The organism is Cryptobacterium curtum DSM 15641 (assembly GCF_000023845.1).
In the GTDB taxonomy this organism is placed as follows: domain Bacteria; phylum Actinomycetota; class Coriobacteriia; order Coriobacteriales; family Eggerthellaceae; genus Cryptobacterium; species Cryptobacterium curtum.
Genome location: NC_013170.1, coordinates 79622 through 100078, shown reverse-complemented (window position 1 = coordinate 100078; position 20457 = coordinate 79622). Strand labels below are relative to the sequence as shown.

The 20457-nt window shown below is 52.0% G+C and carries 14 protein-coding genes; 2 read left to right on the top strand and 12 right to left on the bottom strand.

Annotation, left to right across the window (positions count from 1 at the left end; all coding sequences use genetic code 11):
* Nucleotides 1–145 precede the first annotated feature (145 nt).
* Together CCUR_RS00370 and CCUR_RS07100 are read left to right on the top strand one after the other, a co-directional pair.
* Nucleotides 146–3118 carry a PD-(D/E)XK nuclease family protein gene (locus CCUR_RS00370; RefSeq protein WP_012802500.1) on the top strand — a complete coding sequence of 991 codons (2973 nt, stop codon included), beginning with the start codon at nt 146–148 and terminating at the stop codon, nt 3116–3118.
* On the top strand, nt 3118–6906 hold the full coding sequence (locus CCUR_RS07100; protein WP_012802499.1) for a UvrD-helicase domain-containing protein: 3789 nt from the start codon (nt 3118–3120) through the stop codon (nt 6904–6906). The genes CCUR_RS00370 and CCUR_RS07100 overlap by 1 nt, the downstream gene beginning before the upstream one ends.
* A 358-nt stretch (nt 6907–7264) precedes the next feature.
* On the opposite strand, the gene CCUR_RS00360 is transcribed toward CCUR_RS07100, so the two are convergent.
* The 12 genes from CCUR_RS00360 to dnaK all read right to left on the bottom strand — a co-directional run bounded on the left by CCUR_RS00360 (nt 7265) and on the right by dnaK (nt 20162).
* On the bottom strand, nt 7265–7822 hold the full coding sequence (locus CCUR_RS00360) for an NAD(P)H-dependent oxidoreductase (RefSeq protein WP_012802498.1): 558 nt from the start codon (nt 7820–7822) through the stop codon (nt 7265–7267).
* A 39-nt stretch (nt 7823–7861) separates the two neighbouring features.
* The gene (locus CCUR_RS00355) at nt 7862–8764 is read right to left on the bottom strand and encodes an amidohydrolase family protein (RefSeq protein ID WP_012802497.1); all 903 of its coding nucleotides are present in this window, start codon (nt 8762–8764) and stop codon (nt 7862–7864) included.
* 160 nt (nt 8765–8924) lie between these two features.
* The gene (gene rsgA / locus CCUR_RS00350; RefSeq protein ID WP_012802496.1) at nt 8925–9992 is read right to left on the bottom strand and encodes a ribosome small subunit-dependent GTPase A; all 1068 of its coding nucleotides are present in this window, start codon (nt 9990–9992) and stop codon (nt 8925–8927) included.
* Nucleotides 9993–10000: 8 nt separating this feature from the next.
* Nucleotides 10001–10624, bottom strand: coding sequence for a hypothetical protein (locus tag CCUR_RS00345; protein WP_012802495.1), 624 nt, complete (start codon nt 10622–10624; stop codon nt 10001–10003).
* Complete coding sequence (locus tag CCUR_RS00340; RefSeq protein WP_012802494.1) at nt 10621–12153, bottom strand: TrkH family potassium uptake protein; 1533 nt, start codon at nt 12151–12153, stop codon at nt 10621–10623. The genes CCUR_RS00345 and CCUR_RS00340 overlap by 4 nt, the downstream gene beginning before the upstream one ends.
* A gap of 9 nt (nt 12154–12162) precedes the next feature.
* Nucleotides 12163–12300, bottom strand: coding sequence for a hypothetical protein (locus CCUR_RS07515; protein ID WP_012802493.1), 138 nt, complete (start codon nt 12298–12300; stop codon nt 12163–12165).
* 218 nt (nt 12301–12518) lie between these two features.
* On the bottom strand, nt 12519–12989 hold the full coding sequence (locus CCUR_RS00335) for a deoxycytidylate deaminase (protein WP_012802492.1): 471 nt from the start codon (nt 12987–12989) through the stop codon (nt 12519–12521).
* 198 nt (nt 12990–13187) lie between these two features.
* On the bottom strand, nt 13188–15803 hold the full coding sequence (clpB, locus tag CCUR_RS00330) for an ATP-dependent chaperone ClpB (RefSeq protein ID WP_012802491.1): 2616 nt from the start codon (nt 15801–15803) through the stop codon (nt 13188–13190).
* Nucleotides 15804–16043: 240 nt separating this feature from the next.
* Complete coding sequence (locus CCUR_RS00325; protein ID WP_049754310.1) at nt 16044–16406, bottom strand: heat shock protein transcriptional repressor HspR; 363 nt, start codon at nt 16404–16406, stop codon at nt 16044–16046.
* A gap of 26 nt (nt 16407–16432) precedes the next feature.
* Nucleotides 16433–17398: a DnaJ C-terminal domain-containing protein gene (locus tag CCUR_RS00320; RefSeq protein ID WP_012802489.1), complete on the bottom strand. Its 966-nt coding sequence runs from the start codon at nt 17396–17398 to the stop codon at nt 16433–16435.
* 83 nt (nt 17399–17481) lie between these two features.
* Nucleotides 17482–18228 carry a nucleotide exchange factor GrpE gene (locus CCUR_RS00315; protein WP_012802488.1) on the bottom strand — a complete coding sequence of 249 codons (747 nt, stop codon included), beginning with the start codon at nt 18226–18228 and terminating at the stop codon, nt 17482–17484.
* 5 nt (nt 18229–18233) lie between these two features.
* The gene (gene dnaK / locus CCUR_RS00310; protein WP_012802487.1) at nt 18234–20162 is read right to left on the bottom strand and encodes a molecular chaperone DnaK; all 1929 of its coding nucleotides are present in this window, start codon (nt 20160–20162) and stop codon (nt 18234–18236) included.
* Nucleotides 20163–20457 lie beyond the last annotated feature (295 nt).

Below are 20457 nucleotides of genomic sequence, written 5' to 3'. Positions count from 1 at the left end.
CTTCATTTTTCCCCTCGCACGAACCGTGCTATTTTCGCTCGCCGGCAAAAAAGCGGCAGCCCAGAATACCTTGCCTCCTCCCCATAATAAGGTGAGTACAAGCTCTATAATGTCACCCATGGCATTAACCCCTCATATATATTGTATGGATGCATCCCTTCCTTTTGTGCTTGAACAGCAGATAGGAAGCGGATCTGGCATCGATACACAACCGGTTCTACTCGTACCAACTGCGAACCGTGTTATCCCGCTGCGGCGTCTTTTGGCGCGCCATGAGTTAGGCTTCAATGTGACGGTCGACTCTTTGGGACGATGGGTAGAATCCCTCTGGATACTGTTTGGTGACGGTAGCACGCCTATCTCGGCAGAAGAGCGGCGCATCTGCCTAATATCTTTATTGGAACAAAGCGAACTGGACACCACCGATGGCATCGTCGAAGCCGCCTGCCGTATTGCTCGCGAGGGCTTACCCGTTGTACGTATCTCAGATGAACAGAGGTCATTACCCCTCTCCCCCATGGAAGAAGCGCTTGCTCAGGTTCTTGAAAGCTATCGCTTGTGGCTGCGCGCTCATCAACGCATCGAATACGCCGAAATGCTTTCCCTTCTTCCCGATCGAATCGATGCAACCCACTGGCAGGTGCTCGGGGTGTTTTTCTTGGCGGATAGTTTGACACCCTTTGAACGTGAGTTTCTTGGAGCGCTTAACGCCACGCTTCTTGTTTCTGGCAGTAATGGAACACTCACTGATAACAGCAAGTGGGTGGTTGATGAAAAGAAATCTTCTCCCAGCAGAAAAGCTAATAGCAATGCATGCTACGGAACACACCATGTCGAATCGGTGGAAACTTCCCGTGCACCCGAATTGTGTGAGCTTTCCCACCTGTTATTCCAGCGATCAGCCTCCAGTAAACCTGTGAATGCGAGCGGTGCCGTACGCGTCGCCCTTGCCTGCGGCCCTGAAGCCCAGTTGCTTAGTGTGCATGAAGCTATTCTCGATGCAGTAAAAGGCGCTGATTCCGAGCAAGATCCATCGATCGTCGTCGTATTGCCCGACCCACTGCGCCAGTTTACTTTCAGCGCCCCCCTTCTAGCCCAACAAGGTATTTCATGCGCATGTCAAGGAAGTAAACTCTTGTGCGACATTGATGTTGGACGGGCACTCATTGACGCTTGTACGCTTGTTGATGACGCTGCTGCCGAAACCGCCCTGGCAGCTGACTATTCCTACAACCCATTTGCTGGTATCTGGTATGCAACAGCGTTCTACAGCGACAAGCTCCACAGGGGAAATCGTCTGATTGAACAAGAGGAATTACTCTGCGACCTGGCTGGTCATGCTGAAGAAGACCTCCAGGGACTTATTGGTCTTATCGAGCAGGACGATCTTCCGCAAGCACTTTCCGTACTTGAATCATATATTGTGCGCCACTTTTCGTCGCAGCCAGGTTATGCAGCTGAACAGTTTGCCGCTTTGCAATACGTTTCCCGTGTTGTCGAAGCCGCCTTGGCAATCGGGAAAAGCCCCGCACAGATGATTCGCCATGTGGAGACAGCTCAAATTCCCCTTGCTTTTGATACCGATAGCGGCAGCCAGATTAACGACCAGATCGACAGTCAGATAAAAGACACCAGTCAGATTAAAGGCACTCATCGGGTGCTCTTCTGCACCCTTGACGAAGCGGCCGCGCTTGAGCCCGCTTCGGCACACACCATTATCGCAGCCGACATGACGGCACAGTCTTATCCTATCGTCGAGAACGTTGATGCGGCCGACACATTGCTGGCTAAATGGGGACTAGTTACGACTGACAATAAAATGGCTGCGAGCCGGCAAAAATTCTCTGCGGCGCTCTTAGCGGCACGCAACCGTGTTGTTATGCAGCGCACAATGCACAACGGTCTCGCCGATGAAGAACAGCCAGCAGCCCTCTTCGAAGAAGTGCTCGACTGCTATCGGGGGGACCCCACCAGCCGCGATAGCGACGATACTACCACTCGCGTGCCCATATCACTCGCGCCATTCACACACCTTTCCGGCGAAGAGCACCTTGTTGAAAATACCCTCGGCCATGCGCAGCGTGTTGCCTCTGAAACTGACAGGCCAATTATGGGTTCTATTACACCCCAAGCGCGTAGCTTTATCGTGCTTAACCGGCGCTATCACGGACACACCTTCCCCGGGATGGACCTTTCAGCCTCTCAGATTGAAAGTTATTTGGAATGTCCGTATCAGTGGTTTGCGAAGCGCCGTCTGAAGCTTGAATCGCTTGATGAAGGGTTTGGACCCGCTGAACGCGGCACGTTTATACATGCGGTGCTTGAAAGCTTTTACCTTCGCTTTCAGGCAGAAGTTCAACCGAAGGTAACCCCTTCTACGTTGGGCCAAGCACGCGAAGTTATGCAAGCTGTCTTTAGCCAGGTGGCCGAACGGCAATTCACTGATCGACACCTTGTTGGCAACCGCTATGTGCCGATAAATGCTTGGGAAGAACGGCAACGTGACAAGGTACTCGATCAGCTTCTGGATTACCTAGAATTTGAATGCCGCCTGCTTCCTTCTTTTGAGCCGTGGAAATTTGAATGGGCCTATGGTGAAGATACGCCCTACTCATACGCCGGGTGTAACTTGGTGGGTCGCATTGACCGCATCGACCGCGACCGTGCTGGACAAGTCGTTATTATCGACTATAAAAGCTCGCTTTCTAGTGCCTATCGCCTTCATGCAGACTCGTCTGATGAAAGCTCTGCCTTCGAATTGCCGGCAAAAATGCAAGCACTCATCTATGCCAAAGCGGTACGAGATACCCTTGGTTGCCCCATCGCCGCCATTTTGTATGTCAACCCGCTGGACGCATCTATACAAGGGGCGTGGGATGCCGGGCAGATTGGGCTTGAAGAATTACCCTTTGCGCCTGCTGATGCACGAGCGGGACGCATTCCCTGGTGCGACGTGGAAACATTTGATGCGCTTCTTGATCGTTGTGAATTGCTTGTTGGTGAACACATGGCTAGCCTCGCAAACGGCGAAATTTCCCCCACGCCTCACGGCCCCAATGCATGCCGCTACTGTCCGGTTATCGACTGTCCAAACCGCCTTGAGAAAAGGAGGCTGTAATGGATCTGAGTCGCCTACGCCCTGGCCAACTTGCGAGCATCAAACATCTTGACGGCCCCCTACTTATCTGTGCGGGTGCCGGATCAGGTAAAACCTTTACTTTGACACAGCGGATTACTTGGGCCCTACTTCCTGGGTCGGGCACCAATGGTAGTTCATTTCTTAACAGCATCGACGAAGCATTGGTGATCACTTTCACCAACAAAGCTGCTGGTGAAATCAAGGACCGCATTCGTGCTGCGCTGCGTGCTGAAGGAATGATGACTGAGGCATTAAAAGTGGATGGAGCCTGGATATCTACCATACATGGCATGTGTAGTCGTATTCTGCGTGAACATGCTCTGGAAGCTGACCTTGATCCGGCGTTTGAGCTGGCGATGGGTGCCGATTGCCAGATGGCACGGACGGAAGCCTGTGCGTGCGTGCTCGAAGAAGTAAAAGAAACCGATGACAACGCTTACCAGGCTTTATTCGCCGGATTTCGCACCACCCAAGCTCTTGAAGATTCCATCGGGCGCCTACTCGACGAAGTTTCCTACCAAACCGACGGGTTTGCATCGCTCGACCGAGGTCCTGACCCTGCCCAAGCAAGCGACGTAGTACGCAAGGTGCTTGCCGCCTGTGAGGCAACTATAGCGTGCGGAACAGATAAAAATCGAGCGACAGCCCAAGCGCTCGCCGATGCGTTAAACGACCTCATTGCAAAGAACCACGTTACCCCCGAAACGCTGCTAGACGCACTTAATGCTGTTAACAGTAATGGACTGCGTGGCGGTAAAGCAGTCGAATTAAAGGATGCTGTTTCAGAAGCGAAAGCTCTGTTGCAGCTGAGTGCGGCAAGCGAAATGCTTGATGAGCTGATTGATTTAGCTCAGCGTACTGAAGAAAAATATCGCGCTATTCTTCACGCGCGGGCGCAGTTGGACACAAGCGATCTCATTCGCACCACGCTGCGTCTATTCAAGCAGAATCCTGCTCTTGCGCGCACCTATACCGAGCGCTTCAAGCTGATTATGGTTGACGAATTTCAGGACACCAGCCAGCTACAGATAGACCTCATCGAGTTTATTACCGGTGCTGACAAGCACAACCTGTGCACGGTTGGCGATTCCCAGCAGAGTATCTACCGTTTCCAGGGAGCCGATGTCGAAGTTTACCTGCGCCACAAGCGCGACATGCTTTCCGACGCGGTGGGAGCACGCATCGAACAGCTCGACGACAACTTCCGAAGCCATGCCGATGTGCTTGCCCTGGTGCGGCGTATCTGTGGGCAGAAAGGCTACTTTAGCGAAGAATTCCTCGACTTAAAAGCTGCTGGACCAGGTAAAACGTGGTTAAGTAGCGACTCGCGTATTGAAATGGCTCTCACCCGTTGTACCTCCGCTGAAGCAGGCGCGCGCTGCGAGGCAGCACATATTGCACGGCGTTTTGCAGCACTGCGACAGGCAGGGCACAAAGCCCGCGATATGGTTGTCTTGATGGGGAGCACTACCGCGTCAGATATCTATGCGCAAGCACTGCGTGATGAAGGCCTTCCCTGTATTGTTGCTGGTGGATCAAAGTTTTTCGAAGCGCCTTGGGTTGATTTGTGTCAGCGCCTGGTTAATGTGCTCGCCAATCCCTATGATTCGGAAAGTTTGCTCATGGTCTTAACGAGTGAATTGCTTCCTGTGTCTTCCGATGATTTGCTCTTTCTGGCTACCTACCACAACGAAGTCACGGGCGATGCTGTCCGCCAGAACCCTGCAGTGGGCCTTTTGCGTGCTGACCGTGCGCCCTTCATTGCATCGGAATTGCTCGACCATGCTACCGACGTACTCAAACGGGCTTGGCAATCTTTGGGAAGCCAGCGTCCGCGCGACGTATTTATGCAGGTAATTCTTGAATCAGGATGGCTTGCATGCCTTGAAAAGCAAGGTGCGGAAGGACAAGCGATTGCGGCTGATATTCTCAAGTTTGCACGCCTTATCGAAGAAGAGTCGTACGCAAACGGGTTCGATATGGCGCGTGTCGCCCGTGCTCTCGAGCATCGCCGTACACTGAGTTCTGAAAAGCCGGGAGCGCTTACTATCGAAGGCTCTGACGCGGTACGCATTATGACGGTGCATGCTTCAAAAGGGCTTGAATTCCCCATTGTTGCTATTGCCAATTGCTACACCACACGCACGACCGGTGAAAGGCCATATATGCTTACTGACCAGGGAAAGATCGCCCTTACGTTGCCGCCTTCTGACTTGAAAGCGCCCAAGCTACCTGAAGAACTCGCCGATGCAACAACGCCTTTCGAGGCCACCAATCAGTTGGAATTTCTCCAACTAATACGAAAGATCGATACCGATCGCAAGTATGCAGAGCGCAAGCGCCTGTTCTATGTGGCTGCCACGCGAGCAAGCGACGCAGTTATCGTGTGCCTCAAGCACAAACTGAAAAAAGATGGATCGCCCCAAGAATATAAGCAGGTTGAACGTGACCTTCTTAACGGTCTCTTCCCTGGGGAAGCTGATTTCCCTCTTGAAAGTGGGACATTTGAGTATGGCGAAAGTGAGCCGGGGGTGTTTACCTGTTTAACGGCAGCAGAAGACGATGCGGCAGGCACACAAGTCGCTCCTGTGCAGACTGATGCACAAGCTGACACGCAAGCAAATACACGAGCCGATACACAAGCTGGTACACAAACCGGCACAGACAGTCACACCGATACGAATGCGCAACCTGACACAACTATTCACACCGAAGCGAACGCACGTACCAGTGTAAGTGCTTGCCTCAGCGCGCATGCCGATGAAGCAGCCCTGCCTTCAGATGATTCTTTCGAGCACCATCGTATTGCTCTGCCAGAGCTTGAGAGCAAAACTGCCCTCGTAACGTACCCACTAGATGACCGAAGCGATTTCTTCTCGTATACCTCGCTTGCAGCTGGCGCAACGCACGCTCAAACCGATGAAGCTACATCCGGTGTAACCATTTCCGATGTCGCTAACACCAACATAGTTGGCACTACAGCTGATGCTGCCAAAACCAGCACGGTTAGCACAGCTGCCACTCCTGTCAAGACAGATCCTGCTGATGTAACCCCTGCTGAAACTGTTTCTGCTTATATCGCAGATATAAAAAACGAGCAGCTACCAGGCAGTATCGCCACCGGACGCCATCAAGTTGAAGATGATGCAACCGCATTTGGGTCGGCCGTTCACCAGACCTGTGAATGGCTCGCCTTACAGCCAGTACTACCCAGCTCAGATGAACTAGCCGCTGCTATCAAGCGCTTTTCACTTCTATGGCATGTCTCCGATGTACCTCGTGTGCACACAGCAGTGTCAAACTGGCTCAACAGCTCTCTTTGCAAGCAGGCATTTTCCTTCCCACAGCACAGTCCTGAAGTGCCCTTTACCATCCTTGTGGGCAATGAAGTGCTTGAGGGCGAAATTGACCTCCTCTGCACGGGGACTCACCCACGCAAAACTAAGGGGCATGCGGCAAGCGCAGACGACTGCGCCTTTATCGTCGACTATAAAACCGGTGGATCGCCTCTTGAAACGCCCGAGCAACTTTCTGCAAAGCATCTGCTTCAGGCACAATGCTATGCGTATGCTGCTTTGCAAAATGGATTCTCGCACGTCGAAGCGCATTTCATTCGCCTTGAGCAGCTTTCCGACAGCGGAGAACCTCAAACGATCAGTTACTCTTTCGACAGAAGCAATCTTTCAGAACTAGAGCGTCTTATTCTTGCCGCACGTAAGGCTGCCCAACAGGCAATCACTCAGACTATAACCGCTCAGCAAGACTAATAAGAAATTGTGGCTCGACTCATAGTCGACTTCGTGCCCCAATCCGTCGGTCGTGTGACTACATGCGCGTTTCTCGTTGTGCATGTAGGCTCGCAAAATTCAGCTTGTACTTCGCTTTGATTCTGCGAAGTAGTACTTCCGTTGTAGTCTTTGTACACCGTTTGATGTATTCCTCAGCGAAACATGTCGCCCTTTCGTGATAGGCACCCCAAACCGGTCCTGGCAAGATATATTCAGATTGTCCCTAATAGCGGCGGGGCTTTCCCCTCACACATATCCCGTCCCGCCGCCCTCCTCTAAAAGAAACCCGTGTTGCACACTGCAGATGCAACACGGGTTTATCTTTACCTCAGGCTATTTAGATGCTACGCACCAGTTCAGCCAGCTGACTAGCATGCGCGCGAGCACGCTCTATCATAGAAGCCTTTGCTGCTGCGTCATTACGAGAAGCATAGGACACATCACCCGTTAATACCTGTCCAACAAGCTTCATCTGCGTTAAATTGCATGTCGCCTCAAGAGGAGCAAGCAATATTTGCAGCGGAAAGCCTGCTTCAGCGCCCTCATAAAAGGCAGCTGGCGCACCAGTCGTAAGAGAAACCACTACCTTCTTACCTTTGAGTTTGTCACCCGTGCTTCCATGAGAGAACCCACGAAGGAACACGTCTTCCATCCATTTTTGCAGCAATGCTGGGAAGTGATACCAGAACACCGGATACTGAAACACGATGATATCGGCACGCTCAAGTTTTTGCTGTTCAGATGCCACATCAAATTGATAATCGGGATAGAGCGTGCCAAGATCATCAAACTCGGCCTCGGGCAGCTTTTCTTGCAGAGCTTGCCGTATCGTTACATTAGCAACGGAGTCATGCGCAAGGTCTGGATGACCAGAAACAATAAGAATATTTGCCATACTGAATCCTTTTCATTGAACGTGTTTACTGCTGCCAGTTTAGGCATTTTCAACTGCGTTTTTTATACTGTCATCGATCCGATAGAACCGCGCAAAATTGTCGTATAACATCCGCTGGTTATCTGCCGACGAATAGCCCAAACCCAGCAAAAGTTTGAACTCCTCGGCCGGCGACCACATGGGGTAATCGCTCGCCCACATAATGCGGTCAATCCCCAGCTGCCCAATAATGAAACGAACATCATCAGCAGGCGCCCACGCCAACATGCTACTTGTGTCAAAGACAATATCTGCCCCCGCCAACACTGAAGCCGCGAGCGCAACGGGGCGTCGATCCCAAATACGGCAACAGCCCAGGTGTGCCGCATGGCATCGCAGGTCGGGAATCTCTTCAAGCACACGGGCCAAACGAACCGGATCGCTGAAACTATGCCGTTCATCTCCCACGTGGAACAGCACAACAAGTCCTGCCTGGGCAGCAGCTCGGTACAGCGGCATCATGCGCGGATCGTCGATATTAAACTGCTGCATGTCCGGGTGAAGCTTCATGCCTTTCAGACCCAGCGCAGCAATCTGTTCAACAAGTGCTTCGCAGTCTCGCCCATCGGGCAGGGTTGGATCAATTGCATCAGGATGCGCTGTCCCCAGCCCAACAAATTCAGGGTGACGTGCACACTCGTCGGCAATAAAACGATTGATGCTATCTACTTGACGCGCTGCAGTAGCTGCGCTGAACACCGCATACCGATCGATACCGATTTCTTTTCCTTTACGCAAGAGGACTTCAGGTGCCGGATCGGGCTCCCACATTTCAAAGTTATAGCCATCTGCATGGTAAAAATCACCAATGACCTGCGATGCCTTTGCGGCAATCTTTTCTTTGTAAATATGAACATGTGCATCAGCTGCACGATACATTGTGCCGTCAGGCGCCGTAATCATATGCGTTCCTTCTTACTTGTTCGTACCCCAAGCTGTAAAACCCGCTTAGAGTTTGCTCTTTTTACCGCAGGCTCTCAAGCATGTTTGAAGTTTTGCACTATTTCAAAATGTATTGCCCGAATTATTGTTGCGTACATTGCTGTATGAACTGTTGCGCGAATTACTGCGCATTGCTGTTGCGCGCATTGCTGTTGCGCGCAGTCTTGTACGAATTTTTGCGTGCATTGCTACTACGTGCAACATCACGCGAATACGGCTGACGCGAACGGCCGCTACGCCCTGCCCCCGTTTGCCATTGCGCTTCTTTGTTTCGCTTCAACTGCTGAGAATTTTCTTCGCTCAAACGCACGTAGGCTGCAACCCGCTCAGGCGTGATGTTCCCTGCTTTGATTGCTGCTCCAACACCACAGCCCGCATCACCCTGATGGCGGCAATCGCGAAAGCGACAGTTTCGCGCCGCCTCAACAACATCAGGAAAAGCTGCATCAATACCAGCTTGCGCATCCCAAAGCCCTAAGCCACGCACGCCTGGCATGTCAATCACTTCACCCCCACCCTGAATACGCACCATCGTACGATTCACGGTGGTATGACGGCCTTTCCCGTCAGCGGCACGCACCGGCTGTGTCGCCTGCACTTCTTGGTCTGCCAGCGCATTTATCAAGCTTGACTTGCCTGCGCCCGACCTGCCCATAAGCACTGCTTGCGTACCAGTGGAAACAAGGGCACGCACGGCATCGATTCCTATTTGGTTGACCGTAGATACTTCAATAACACCAATTCCTGGAGCGACCACTGCCTGGACTGCAGCAACTGCATCCGTGCGCACTTGATCGCTTTCAACCAGATCTGATTTGGTCAACGCCACTACCACGCGTGCTCCTGTATCACACGCAACCACCAGTTCGCGCTCGAGACGACGTATATTCAACCCCGGCAATGGATGCGCGATGATAACAGTGTCGAAATTTGCCGCCAGCACCTGCACCATCGACCGTTCAGCAGGGTCCTTCCGCAACAACACCTGTTGCCGCGGAAGAATCTCGACAATTTGTGCTTTGTCAGCCGCGTCGTCGGTTTCGATTTTTACCCAATCGCCAATAACTGCGCGCTGTGTTGCTTCCTTTACCAACGACGTAGCATGTTTACAGCGAATGAGATCGCCTGAAGCCAGCCGAACAAGTGGAAAGCCCCGATCAAGCTGCACTACCTGTGCCTTCAAAATCATATTGCACCTCAGCGTTGTCGCGCACGCAGCAGGTAATACAAGCCCGTTAGCGCAAGGCCGATGCCAACCATAATGAAACCAGGAACAAACTTCATCTGGTTAAAGGGCACCGCGGCATCAAGCCCCGAACTGACAACCGACACCGTATCGGCTTGGATATCGGTGATTCCCTGATATGTGGGGCTCGAAAGATAAAATGTGCCCTTCACACGCAAGGTCGTACCCTTCGCACCATAGCGGCCGAACGTATCGATGAGATCGACATCGTCTTGGGCGATAAGAACCGATATAGATCCTTCTTTACTGCGATCGGTACTTGCCAGGGTAATCCAAACCTTTCCTGGATCTTGTGTGTCCGATACCGCATCGCCAACCACTTCGCCCGTCACCTGGACAGTCGAGCCATTCAGAGACGTATCGGCATTCAACAGATCATAGATACTCGTATCGTACAGAAAAGAGCTATCGGGCATTTGCTGCGGATTGACCCGATTGCCATCGGTTGTGTCCGTACGTGCTTGAGCAGAGGAAGGCGACAAGAAAAGAATCGCCGCAATGCAAAACGACACGAGTAGAAAAGCCCCTTGTAAAAAGTGGCGCCGTACTTGAATAGAAGCGCGCAAGATTCTCATGAGCGCCCCTTCCGTGCACCAAGCAAACCACGTGCTCGCAGCGATGCACATATCTTGACGCCCACTGCAAGCAACGTGATGAACTCGAGACGGCCTGCCCACATTTCGGCAATGTACATAATTTTCAACAGTGCAGGCATTGACGCCTGCGTAATGCCAGTGGAAATACCACCGTTGCTCGCCATCGCCACACTTTCGGTAATGGCAGAAACCGCATCGTAACCATGTGCGACACCCACGAGAGCACCAACGATATACATAATCACGAACATCGTAAAAACAGTCATAGCTCGTTTGACTTCTTCAGCACCTAAACAACGACGCCCGATATGGTAATAGGTGGTCACAACACGCGCTGAATCGGGTGATGCCACGCCCTTCAGTGTTTCAAACGCTGACTTGCCAATAATAGCAATGTTCTTCAGTTTGATACCACCTGCTGTTGACCCTGAAGCGCCACCAACTGACATGACCAGCGCCAGAATCAGCAGAGCACCCGATGGCATAATTGAGGTCAATTGATTGCTAGTGAGCGTACTAAAGCCAGTCGTTGTTGCTGCTGAAATAAAGGTGAACAAACCGGTACGCGCAAGTTCGGGTAAACTGCGCATCAACGTTGATGAACTGAGTGTCACAATAAACAATGCCAGCATGATGCCGATCCACACCACAGCCGTGCGCACTTCAATATCGCGGAAGTATCCTTGTACGCGACCGCGCAACACTTCGCTTTGCAGCAAAAAACTCACACTGCCCAGCAGCATTAACACCATTAACACGCCTTCTACCATGACGCTATGATAGTAGGTGATGCTCGTACTCATGGGAGTAAGACCCCCGGTCATATAGCCCGACACCGCCAGCCAGAATCCATGAAGGAGTGCGCGCGGTACTTGCATCCCATGTAGCAGACAAATAGCAGCCAACACGATCGAAGCGACTACGATAACAGCCAAAGAAAAGCGCAGGATAAACCGAGCTGTTTGCACTACGTTGGGAAGCACATGTTCGCTACGGCCTTCGCTTTCGTACAAGCTTGAATCGGCCACACGACCGAACAAGCCGAAGGACATAGCCACAACAACAAGACCTGCACCACCAGCATACACTGAAATAAATCGCCACATATTATCGGCGTTCGATATGTGATCGGGGTTGGAAATAATTGTTACACCCGTCGTGGTAAACGATGACACAGAATCAAACAAGGCATTGAGATAGCTCTGGTAATGCGGGGAAAGCGCCAGCGGGATAGCCGCTATGGCTGCCACGACGATCCAGGCAAAACTCGTGACTGCAATAGCCTGCTGACGATTGAGACGCCCTGGCTCAATGCGCAGCATACGCATTGCAGAGCCAACCGTAAGCGCAATGCCCATAGAAAACAAATAGCGAGCAGCTGGTTCCCATTCGGAACTAGCAGCTGCCGTTACCAGTGGTACCGCCATAGCCGCACCCGTATACACAAGCAGTACGCCCAAATAATGTGCTATTACCCGCAGATCGTAGAAGGTGTATCGCTGCCACATAGCCCAAACCTACCCGATTGCAAATCGCACAATGGCAAGAATGGCTTCCAAAAACGCAATGAAACATCCAATAGAGAGCACCATAATAACGGCCCCCACAAGGGGAGTAACTGCATCTTTAGTCTGTTCCACACGCGTTTTCAACATGGCGCAATTCTAGTACAGAAGCGTCTGGCGCGCATAATATGTCGTATCACCCGTGAAGGAATTGAGGGGAACCACACTGAAATGGGACACTGAGTGGACGGGCTACATTTCTAAAAGGAAGAATTCAGCAGAAAGAAAGTGTGCAGATGAAAGGCAGATTTGAGGTGGGTAGCCGTAGAAAAGAACCATTTGGCTGAAAGGACGTATAGCAAAGATGCTTAATAAGTTGTTTTAACCTGCCGATAAGAGACACCACAATCGTCAAAGATCCGCATTGCAATCTGATTATCGATAGTGCCCTCGTACTTATTATCCTGATAAACTACTTCACGAATACCCGCTTGCACCAAGATCTTGGCACATTCATGGCAGGGGAACAGCGTTACATACGCCGACGCACCATCCATATCCTTTAAAGAGCCGCGATAGTTGAGCACAGCGTTTGCTTCAGCATGTACCACATAGCTGTGCTTGTCATGCAGCGGATCGTCGCTCGCTCCCCACGGGAAATCATCGTCGTTGAGCGCCGAAGGGGTGCCGTTGTATCCCACCGAAAGAATGCGATGGTTTGTGTCGGCAATGCAAGCACCTACCTGCGTATGCGGGTCCTTACTACGCTGCGAAGCGGCAATCGCAACTCCCATAAAGAACTGATCCCATGTGATGACATTATCCCGTTTGTCTGGCATGGAACCACCCTTTCCGCTGTTGCTACACTGAAGTTCTCTTGTACTGCCGCGCTTGCCGCGCAGTTATCTTAACCCGAAAGCGCAGTGTAGCATGACAGCTTTCAAAAAGAGAACGCGGGACGAACTGTTTCATCCCGCGTTCCACATGCACGTCTATAGAAACACGCACGTCTGTAGTGCATTTACTGCAACGACATTTTAGACACCCAACTCAGGCTGACCTGCTGGCTCTTCCACTGTGCAGTGATAGTGCAGTTCATCATCAAGGCTGATAACAACCTTCGATCCGTCAAGCACATGCCCGCGTACGATCTCGTTTGCCACCCGATCAACAATTTCCTTTTGGATCAGGCGCTTTAATGGACGCGCACCAAACACCGGATCGTAGCCGTCGAGTGCCAATTGCTGCATAGCATCTGGCTTGACCTCCAGCTGAATACGGCGCTGAGCTAAACGATCCCGCACGTCTTCGAGCTGCAAATCGACAATCGGCTCGATCGCATTAAACGACAGTGAATTGAAGACCACGACATCATCAATACGATTGATGAATTCCGGACGGAATGTCTGCCGCAGCGCATCATCAATCGCTTCACGCATCTGCTTTTCATCGCCATTTTCAGCAAACTCGCGAATAAACTGACTGCCCACATTGCTCGTCATAATAATGATGGCGTTCTTGAAGCTGACAACACGCCCTTGCCCATCGGTAAGACGACCGTCATCAAGCACCTGCAACAGGATATTAAATACATCCGGGTGTGCTTTCTCGATTTCGTCAAGCAAGATCACGCTGTAAGGGCGACGGCGAACCGCTTCGGTGAGCTGACCACCTTCGTCGTAGCCAACATATCCCGGAGGAGCACCAATCAGCCGCTGCACGCTGAACTTTTCCATGTATTCAGACATGTCAATACGTACCATGGCCCGCTCGGTATCGAACAGATACTCAGCAAGTGCCTTAGCCAATTCGGTCTTGCCCACGCCGGTGGGACCAAGGAATAAGAAGCTACCGATAGGCCTATCAGGATCGGAAAGGCCAGCCCGATTGCGCCGGATAGCCCCCGCCACTGCTGACACAGCCTCGTCCTGCCCCACGACCCTCTCATGCAAGCGATCTTCCAGGTCGGCAAGCTTAGCCATTTCCCCTTGCATCATCTTTGACACAGGGATGCCCGTCCAGGTAGACACCACTTCAGCAATCTCTTCTTCGGAGACTTCTTCTTTCAGGATGGCACCATCCTGCTGTTTGGCGTTGAGTTCCGTTTCTGCATCGGCCAGCTGATTTTTCAGCTCAGGGATACGTGCATAGCGCAACTCACTAGCGCGGGATAAATCGCCCTCGCGAGTGGCACGCTCTTCTTCACTCTGCGCAGCTTCTAGTTCGCTTTTCAGCTCTTGTACACGAACGATAACGTCTTTTTCGTTTTTCCATTCAGCCTTGCGCTTATCCAGATCTTCCTGTGCTGAGGCAATCTCTTGCTGCAGCGCAGCAAGACGCTCTTTGCTGGCTGCATCACCTTCCTTCATGAGCGCCTGCTCTTCGATCTGCATCTGTGTGAGCTTGCGGCTCGCAAGATCAACCTCTTCAGGCATGCTGTCAATTTCAATGCGCAGACGGCTCGCTGCCTCGTCCATAAGGTCAATAGCCTTATCAGGAAGGAAGCGATCAGATATATAGCGATTTGAAAGTTCAGCCGCTGCCACGAGTGCATTGTCGGTAATGCGAACGCCATGGTGAATCTCGTACTTTTCTTTCAGACCACGCAGAATGGCAATAGTGTCCTCAACTGTAGGCTCGCCCACAATTACTGGCTGAAAACGGCGCTCAAGCGCTGCGTCCTTTTCGATGTACTTGTGATACTCGTCGAGTGTCGTTGCGCCAATCGCATGAAGTTCACCACGCGCTAAAGCCGGCTTGAGCATATTGCCGGCGTCAAGCGAGCTATCGCCCGTTGACCCTGCCCCGACAATAGTATGCAATTCGTCGATGAACAGGATGATGCGCCCTTCTGCATCTTTGACTTCACGCAGAACTGCCTTGAGACGGTCTTCAAATTCGCCGCGATACTTCGCGCCAGCCATCATGGAGCCCAGATCAAGCGCAATAATGTCGCGATCGCGTAAGCTCGTCGGTACATCGCCCGCAACAATACGCTGCGCGAGTCCTTCGACGATAGCTGTTTTACCCACACCGGGCTCACCAATAAGCACCGGGTTGTTCTTCGTGCGACGCGATAGCACTTGAACGGTGCGACGGATCTCTTCCGAACGACCGATAACTGGATCAAGCTTGCCTTCGCGCGCCTGTTGGGTCAAATTCTGCCCATACTTTTCAAGCGCTTCAAATTCCGCCTTCTGGTCGGCTTCGGTCACTCGTGTGTCGCCGCGCAATTCTTCGTAAGCTTCTTCGATATTCTTGCGCGTAACACCCTGCCCTGAAAGAATACGGCCCGCAGCGCCTTTATCTTCGGACAGCGCAATCAGTACGTGCTCGCTCGTCGCATAACTATCGCCGAGCTTCTCTGCTGCTTTAACCGCGCGATCAAGCACTTGGAGCAGTGCATTTGACGGCACGCTCATGGAACCCTGTGTGTGCGGAAGCTTTTCCACCTCATCGGAGACAAGGGTACGCAGTTGAGCTGCATCAGCCCCAATGCGTTTGATAATGGCCTCTAGGTTATTTTCGTTTGAATCGATCAGCGCAGCTAGCAGGTGAATCGGCTCAACGGTGGGATTGTCATGTTCCCCCGCGATACCCATAGCCACCTGCAGGGCCTCCTGTGCGGTGATCGCTAATTTATCAAGTCTCATATACGTCCTCCTTTGCGAGACGCTTTTTATTCCGTAGTTGTTCAGCTTGTATGTTCAGCTGTCGTTGCTCATCGCAGTTGTTACGTATCTACAGTGGCTCGTTGTCTGAAATCGTTGTTATCTGTAATTGTTCGGTTTTCGTTTCCGTTTTTCTTCCTTCAGCGCTGTTCTATGTGCGACCTTACCCATAGAGCTTTACTCTCTGCTGGCTTTATTCACGCACTTTACGCTGGGCCGCACTTAGTCGAGTCGCGAAGGTAAACGACGCAGGGCGGTTGAACGTACCGCCACAAGCGAAGTAATGCTCTCGCGTGTTTCGAGTTCATGCACGCGGTCGGCCAAGCGCCGCACTTTTCTATGTAAGGCATCAAGTTCACGGTCGCGCTCTTCGATGCGTCCTTCCAAATCCATAATGCGAATAACGCCCGTCAGGTTGATGCCCTCATCGGTTAATTCGTTGATGAGCTCAAGGCGATCAATATCTGCCTGTGAGTACATACGAGTATTCCCGCTGGTGCGCTGGGGGGTAACCAGACCCTTTTGCTCGTAGGAACGTAACGTCTGTGGGTGCACGCCCGCTAATTTAGCTGCTACGCTGATCATATACAGTGGTTCGTTGCGATCGTCTCTCACCAGGATCTCACCTTCTCGTTACTTCCCTTTCGTGCCTGGGCAAATGCTTCAAGCGCTGCTTTCTGTTTATCATTCAAAGACCGAGGAATGCGCACGCGTATTGTCGCGCGCACATCACCCGAACCAGAACCCTTTAAACGCAGGGCACCTTCGCCACGCAGTGTAAGCACCGTACCATCCTGTGTTCCCGCAGGTATCTTAAGGCGCACCTTTTTCCCTTGCGGCAGCGGAACATCCACCTGGGCTCCCAGCGCTGCTTCGTCGATGCTCACTGGGACATCCATCAATACGTCAGCACCATCGCGGGTATACAGCGAATCGGGTTTGATGCGTGTTGTAATCAAAAGATCACCACGCGCACCGCCCGCTTCACCAAAGCCGCCACGACCTTTAGCGCGAATGCGACCGCCATCAACTGCACCAGCAGGAATCTTGCAAGACACCTGTTCAGGGTTGCTTGCACCCGGAACTTTTACGCTGACGCGTTTCTCTGCGCCGTTGAAAGCCTCGTTAAAGGTTACCTGCAGCGTGACGTTGACATCACGTCCACGCCGAGGCCTTTGTACCCGACTTCTTGTACCCTGGCCAAAGTCACCAAAACCCCAATCAGTTCCAAATGCTCCTTCACCACGGCGAATACTTTCGAGAATATCAGCCCAGCTTCCTCCGAAATCGGCGCCATTCACATTGACGGTATAACCGCCATTGCCGCCAAAGCCTCCGCCCCATCCTGAAGGGATCTCACTTTCCTTGGCAGTGCCGTACTGATCATATAAAGCGCGTTTCTTTTCGTCGCTGAGCACTTCATATGCTTCGTTAAGCTCTTTGAACTTTGTTTCGTCGCCCCCGGCGTCGGGATGAAGCTTGCGTGCAAGCTTGCGAAACGCTTTCTTGATCTCGTCGGATGTCGCCGAACGTGGAACGCCGAGCGTTTTGTAATAATCAGGAGTTGTCTGAGGCATGACGCTCCACCATCCTTTCCTTCTATCGCTTTCTTACTAAAAGCGGGCCGTGCTATCGCCGACCCGCCTTCCTACAGTTACTGTTACTTTGAGAAATCCTCTGTCTCTTCGAGGGGATCTTCCTTTTCTCTCTTTGGGCCCCCGGATGTGACGGTTACCATAGCCGGTCGAATAACTTTTCGACCCATCTTGTACCCCTTTTGATACACATCCTGTACGGTTTCGTCGAAGATATCGGTACGTTCCACCGTTGCAACAGCCTGCGCCTCGAGTGCATTGAATGCCTCGCCAACAGGATCGATTACCTCAACTCCACACTTCACCAGCACGTCGACAAGTTTAGTATGCACTTTTTGAACGCCATCAAGCAGGTCACCCTCGCCGTTGTTCTGCGCGTAGTCAATACTGCGCTCAAAGTCATCAAGCACTGGCAACAAATCGCCCACGAGCTTTTCGGTAGCGCGCTTACGTTCATCGTCGCGCTGCTCGTTCATGCGACGGCGGTAGGTATCCCATTCCGCATGCAGACGCATGAACTTGTCCTGCCAAGCAGCAGCCTGCGCTTGAGCGGCAGCAAGATCATCACCTGCTGCTTCGCTTGCACCTTCGACAGCTGAGTTGTTGCCCGGCATGCTATCGGTACCCTCAGAAACAGTTGGCTCGCCATCGATAGGCACATCAACTTCTGTGTCTGCGGCGGTGTCCGCTGCCGTATCGCTTGCCGTGGCAGCGTGCATGTTGGCAGTTTGCGCCTCGGCATCCGCTGAGCCTGACCGGGCAGACTCGGCGGTTTCTGAGACGTTATCGGTAAAATCCTTCGCGCCTCTCATAATTCCTACTTCCCGTCGTTCTTGTTGTCGTCGACAACTTCGTAGTCAGCTTCGATGGTATCGTCGCCCGCAGCTTGACCCGCCTGCGCCGCCGCACCTGCCGCGCCTGCTGCATCAGCACCCGGCTGCGCAGCGTTTTGGCTGTATACAACCTCAGAAAGCTTATAGCCAGCTTGCTGCAGCTTTTCGGTGGCTGCCTTGATAGCGTCAGCGTCGGTACCAGCCAGAGCACTCTTAGCTTCGGACAAAGCTTCTTCAGCCAGCTTCTTCGTATCCTCGGGAACCTTGTCGCCCAATTCAGAAAGTGTCTGCTCGGTAGCATTGACCAAACTGTCGCAGTTGTTGCGCACTTCTACTTCTTCTTTGCGTTTCTTGTCCTCTTCGGCATGCGACTCAGCGTCTTTGACCATACGATCAACTTCATCGTCGGAAAGTGCCGTCGAACCCGAGATAGTAATCTGTTGCTGCTTGCCGGTGCCCAGATCTTTTGCGGACACGTTGACGATGCCATTAGCGTCAATGTCGAACGTAACCTCAATCTGCGGTACCCCACGGCGTGCAGCTGGAATGCCAGTCAGCTGGAACTTGCCAAGCGTCTTATTGTCGGCAGCCATCTCGCGTTCGCCCTGCAGTACGTGAATTTCTACACTGGTCTGATTATCAGCAGCCGTGGAATATACTTCAGTCTTGCGCGTTGGGATTGTCGTGTTGCGGTCGATCATCTTGGTCATCACGCCGCCCATGGTTTCAACACCTAAAGAAAGCGGGGTAACGTCTAGCAGAAGAATACCTTCTACGTCGCCTGCCAACACACCACCCTGAACAGCAGCGCCCATGGCAACCACTTCGTCGGGGTTAACCGACATGTTCGGCTGCTTGCCAGTAACAGTCTTTACGAGTTCCTGTACCGCCGGCATACGAGACGAACCGCCAACGAGCAGCACTTCATTGACATCGCCTGTCGAAAGGCCCGCATCGGATAGCGCACGCTGAACCGGTTGCTTGCAGCGCTCGAGCAAATCATGCGTAATACGCTCAAACTCGGCACGCGTTAACGTGTAGTCAAGATGCTTCGGACCAGTGGCATCCGCGGTGATAAACGGTAGATTAATGTTGGTTTGTGTCGTACTTGAAAGCTCAATCTTGGCCTTTTCTGCAGCTTCCTTCAAACGCTGCAGAGCCATCTTGTCTTCGCGCAGGTCGATGCCGTTATCGGTCTTGAATTTATCAGCCATCCAATCGATAACACGCTGATCCCAGTCATCGCCACCAAGATGGTTGTCGCCAGCTGTTGAGCACACCTCAAACACGCCATCGCCCAGCTCAAGCACCGATACGTCGAATGTACCGCCACCCAAGTCGAAAACGAGAACCTTTTCATCTTTGTTTGTCTTGTCAAGGCCATACGCTAACGCAGCTGCCGTCGGCTCGTTGATAATACGCATGACTTCAAGGCCAGCAATTTTGCCTGCATCCTTGGTGGCCTGACGCTGTGCGTCATTAAAGTACGCGGGCACCGTAATAACCGCCTGAGTAATAGGGCTACCGACCTGCTTTTCTGCATCGTTCTTCAGCTTCTGAAGCACCATGGCGGAAATTTCTTCCGGCATGTAATCTTTGCCGTCGATATCGATAACAGCACGGCCGTCTTTGCCATCCTTCACCGTGTACGAAACAGTTTTACGCTCTTCGGCAGTCTCAGCAAACGAACGTCCGATAAAGCGCTTAACTGACGAAACGGTATTCGTGGGGTTGGTAACCGCCTGATTCTTAGCTGCCTTACCAACAACACGTTCGCCATCTTTACGAAAGCCCACAACCGACGGCGTTGTGCGATCGCCCTCAGCGTTCACCAGGATTTCTGGCTCTGAGCCCTCCATAACGGCCATGGCTGAATTGGTAGTACCCAAGTCAATACCGATAATCTTTGCCATTTCTCTCTTCCTTTCCATTGTCTGATGGCACACTAGTAACTAGTCACCACAGAAATTATTTGCGTGTAGCCAATATAAAATCTTAGTCAATCACTGTCAAATTTTATAAATTGCTATGCGCTGAAGAATAAAAATAGCTTTGAACTGGTATTATTCTGGGTTATAGGATGAAATATGAACAAATGGCGCTGTTCCGTCGCCTGGCTGTCATCCACGCGTTACTAAGTTTATGCGCACGGAGGATTGCCCGTTAACGATCGCAGAGGTGTGCATACTACGGTGCCTACTACCTCGC

Bases quoted from the DNA above. Each gene is read 5' to 3' on its own strand.
- CCUR_RS07515 (WP_012802493.1), bottom strand. From the start codon at position 12,300: ATGTTGAAAACGCGTGTGGAACAGACTAAAGATGCAGTTACTCCCCTT.
- rsgA (WP_012802496.1), bottom strand. From the start codon at position 9,992: ATGATTTTGAAGGCACAGGTAGTGCAGCTTGATCGGGGCTTTCCACTT.
- CCUR_RS00345 (WP_012802495.1), bottom strand. From the start codon at position 10,624: ATGAGAATCTTGCGCGCTTCTATTCAAGTACGGCGCCACTTTTTACAA.
- CCUR_RS00370 (WP_012802500.1), top strand. From the start codon at position 146: ATGGATGCATCCCTTCCTTTTGTGCTTGAACAGCAGATAGGAAGCGGA.
- CCUR_RS00355 (WP_012802497.1), bottom strand. From the start codon at position 8,764: ATGATTACGGCGCCTGACGGCACAATGTATCGTGCAGCTGATGCACAT.
- CCUR_RS00325 (WP_049754310.1), bottom strand. From the start codon at position 16,406: ATGATCAGCGTAGCAGCTAAATTAGCGGGCGTGCACCCACAGACGTTA.
- CCUR_RS00340 (WP_012802494.1), bottom strand. From the start codon at position 12,153: ATGTGGCAGCGATACACCTTCTACGATCTGCGGGTAATAGCACATTAT.
- CCUR_RS00360 (WP_012802498.1), bottom strand. From the start codon at position 7,822: ATGGCAAATATTCTTATTGTTTCTGGTCATCCAGACCTTGCGCATGAC.
- CCUR_RS00315 (WP_012802488.1), bottom strand. From the start codon at position 18,228: ATGAGAGGCGCGAAGGATTTTACCGATAACGTCTCAGAAACCGCCGAG.
- dnaK (WP_012802487.1), bottom strand. From the start codon at position 20,162: ATGGCAAAGATTATCGGTATTGACTTGGGTACTACCAATTCAGCCATG.
- CCUR_RS07100 (WP_012802499.1), top strand. From the start codon at position 3,118: ATGGATCTGAGTCGCCTACGCCCTGGCCAACTTGCGAGCATCAAACAT.
- clpB (WP_012802491.1), bottom strand. From the start codon at position 15,803: ATGAGACTTGATAAATTAGCGATCACCGCACAGGAGGCCCTGCAGGTG.
- CCUR_RS00335 (WP_012802492.1), bottom strand. From the start codon at position 12,989: ATGCCAGACAAACGGGATAATGTCATCACATGGGATCAGTTCTTTATG.
- CCUR_RS00320 (WP_012802489.1), bottom strand. From the start codon at position 17,398: ATGCCTCAGACAACTCCTGATTATTACAAAACGCTCGGCGTTCCACGT.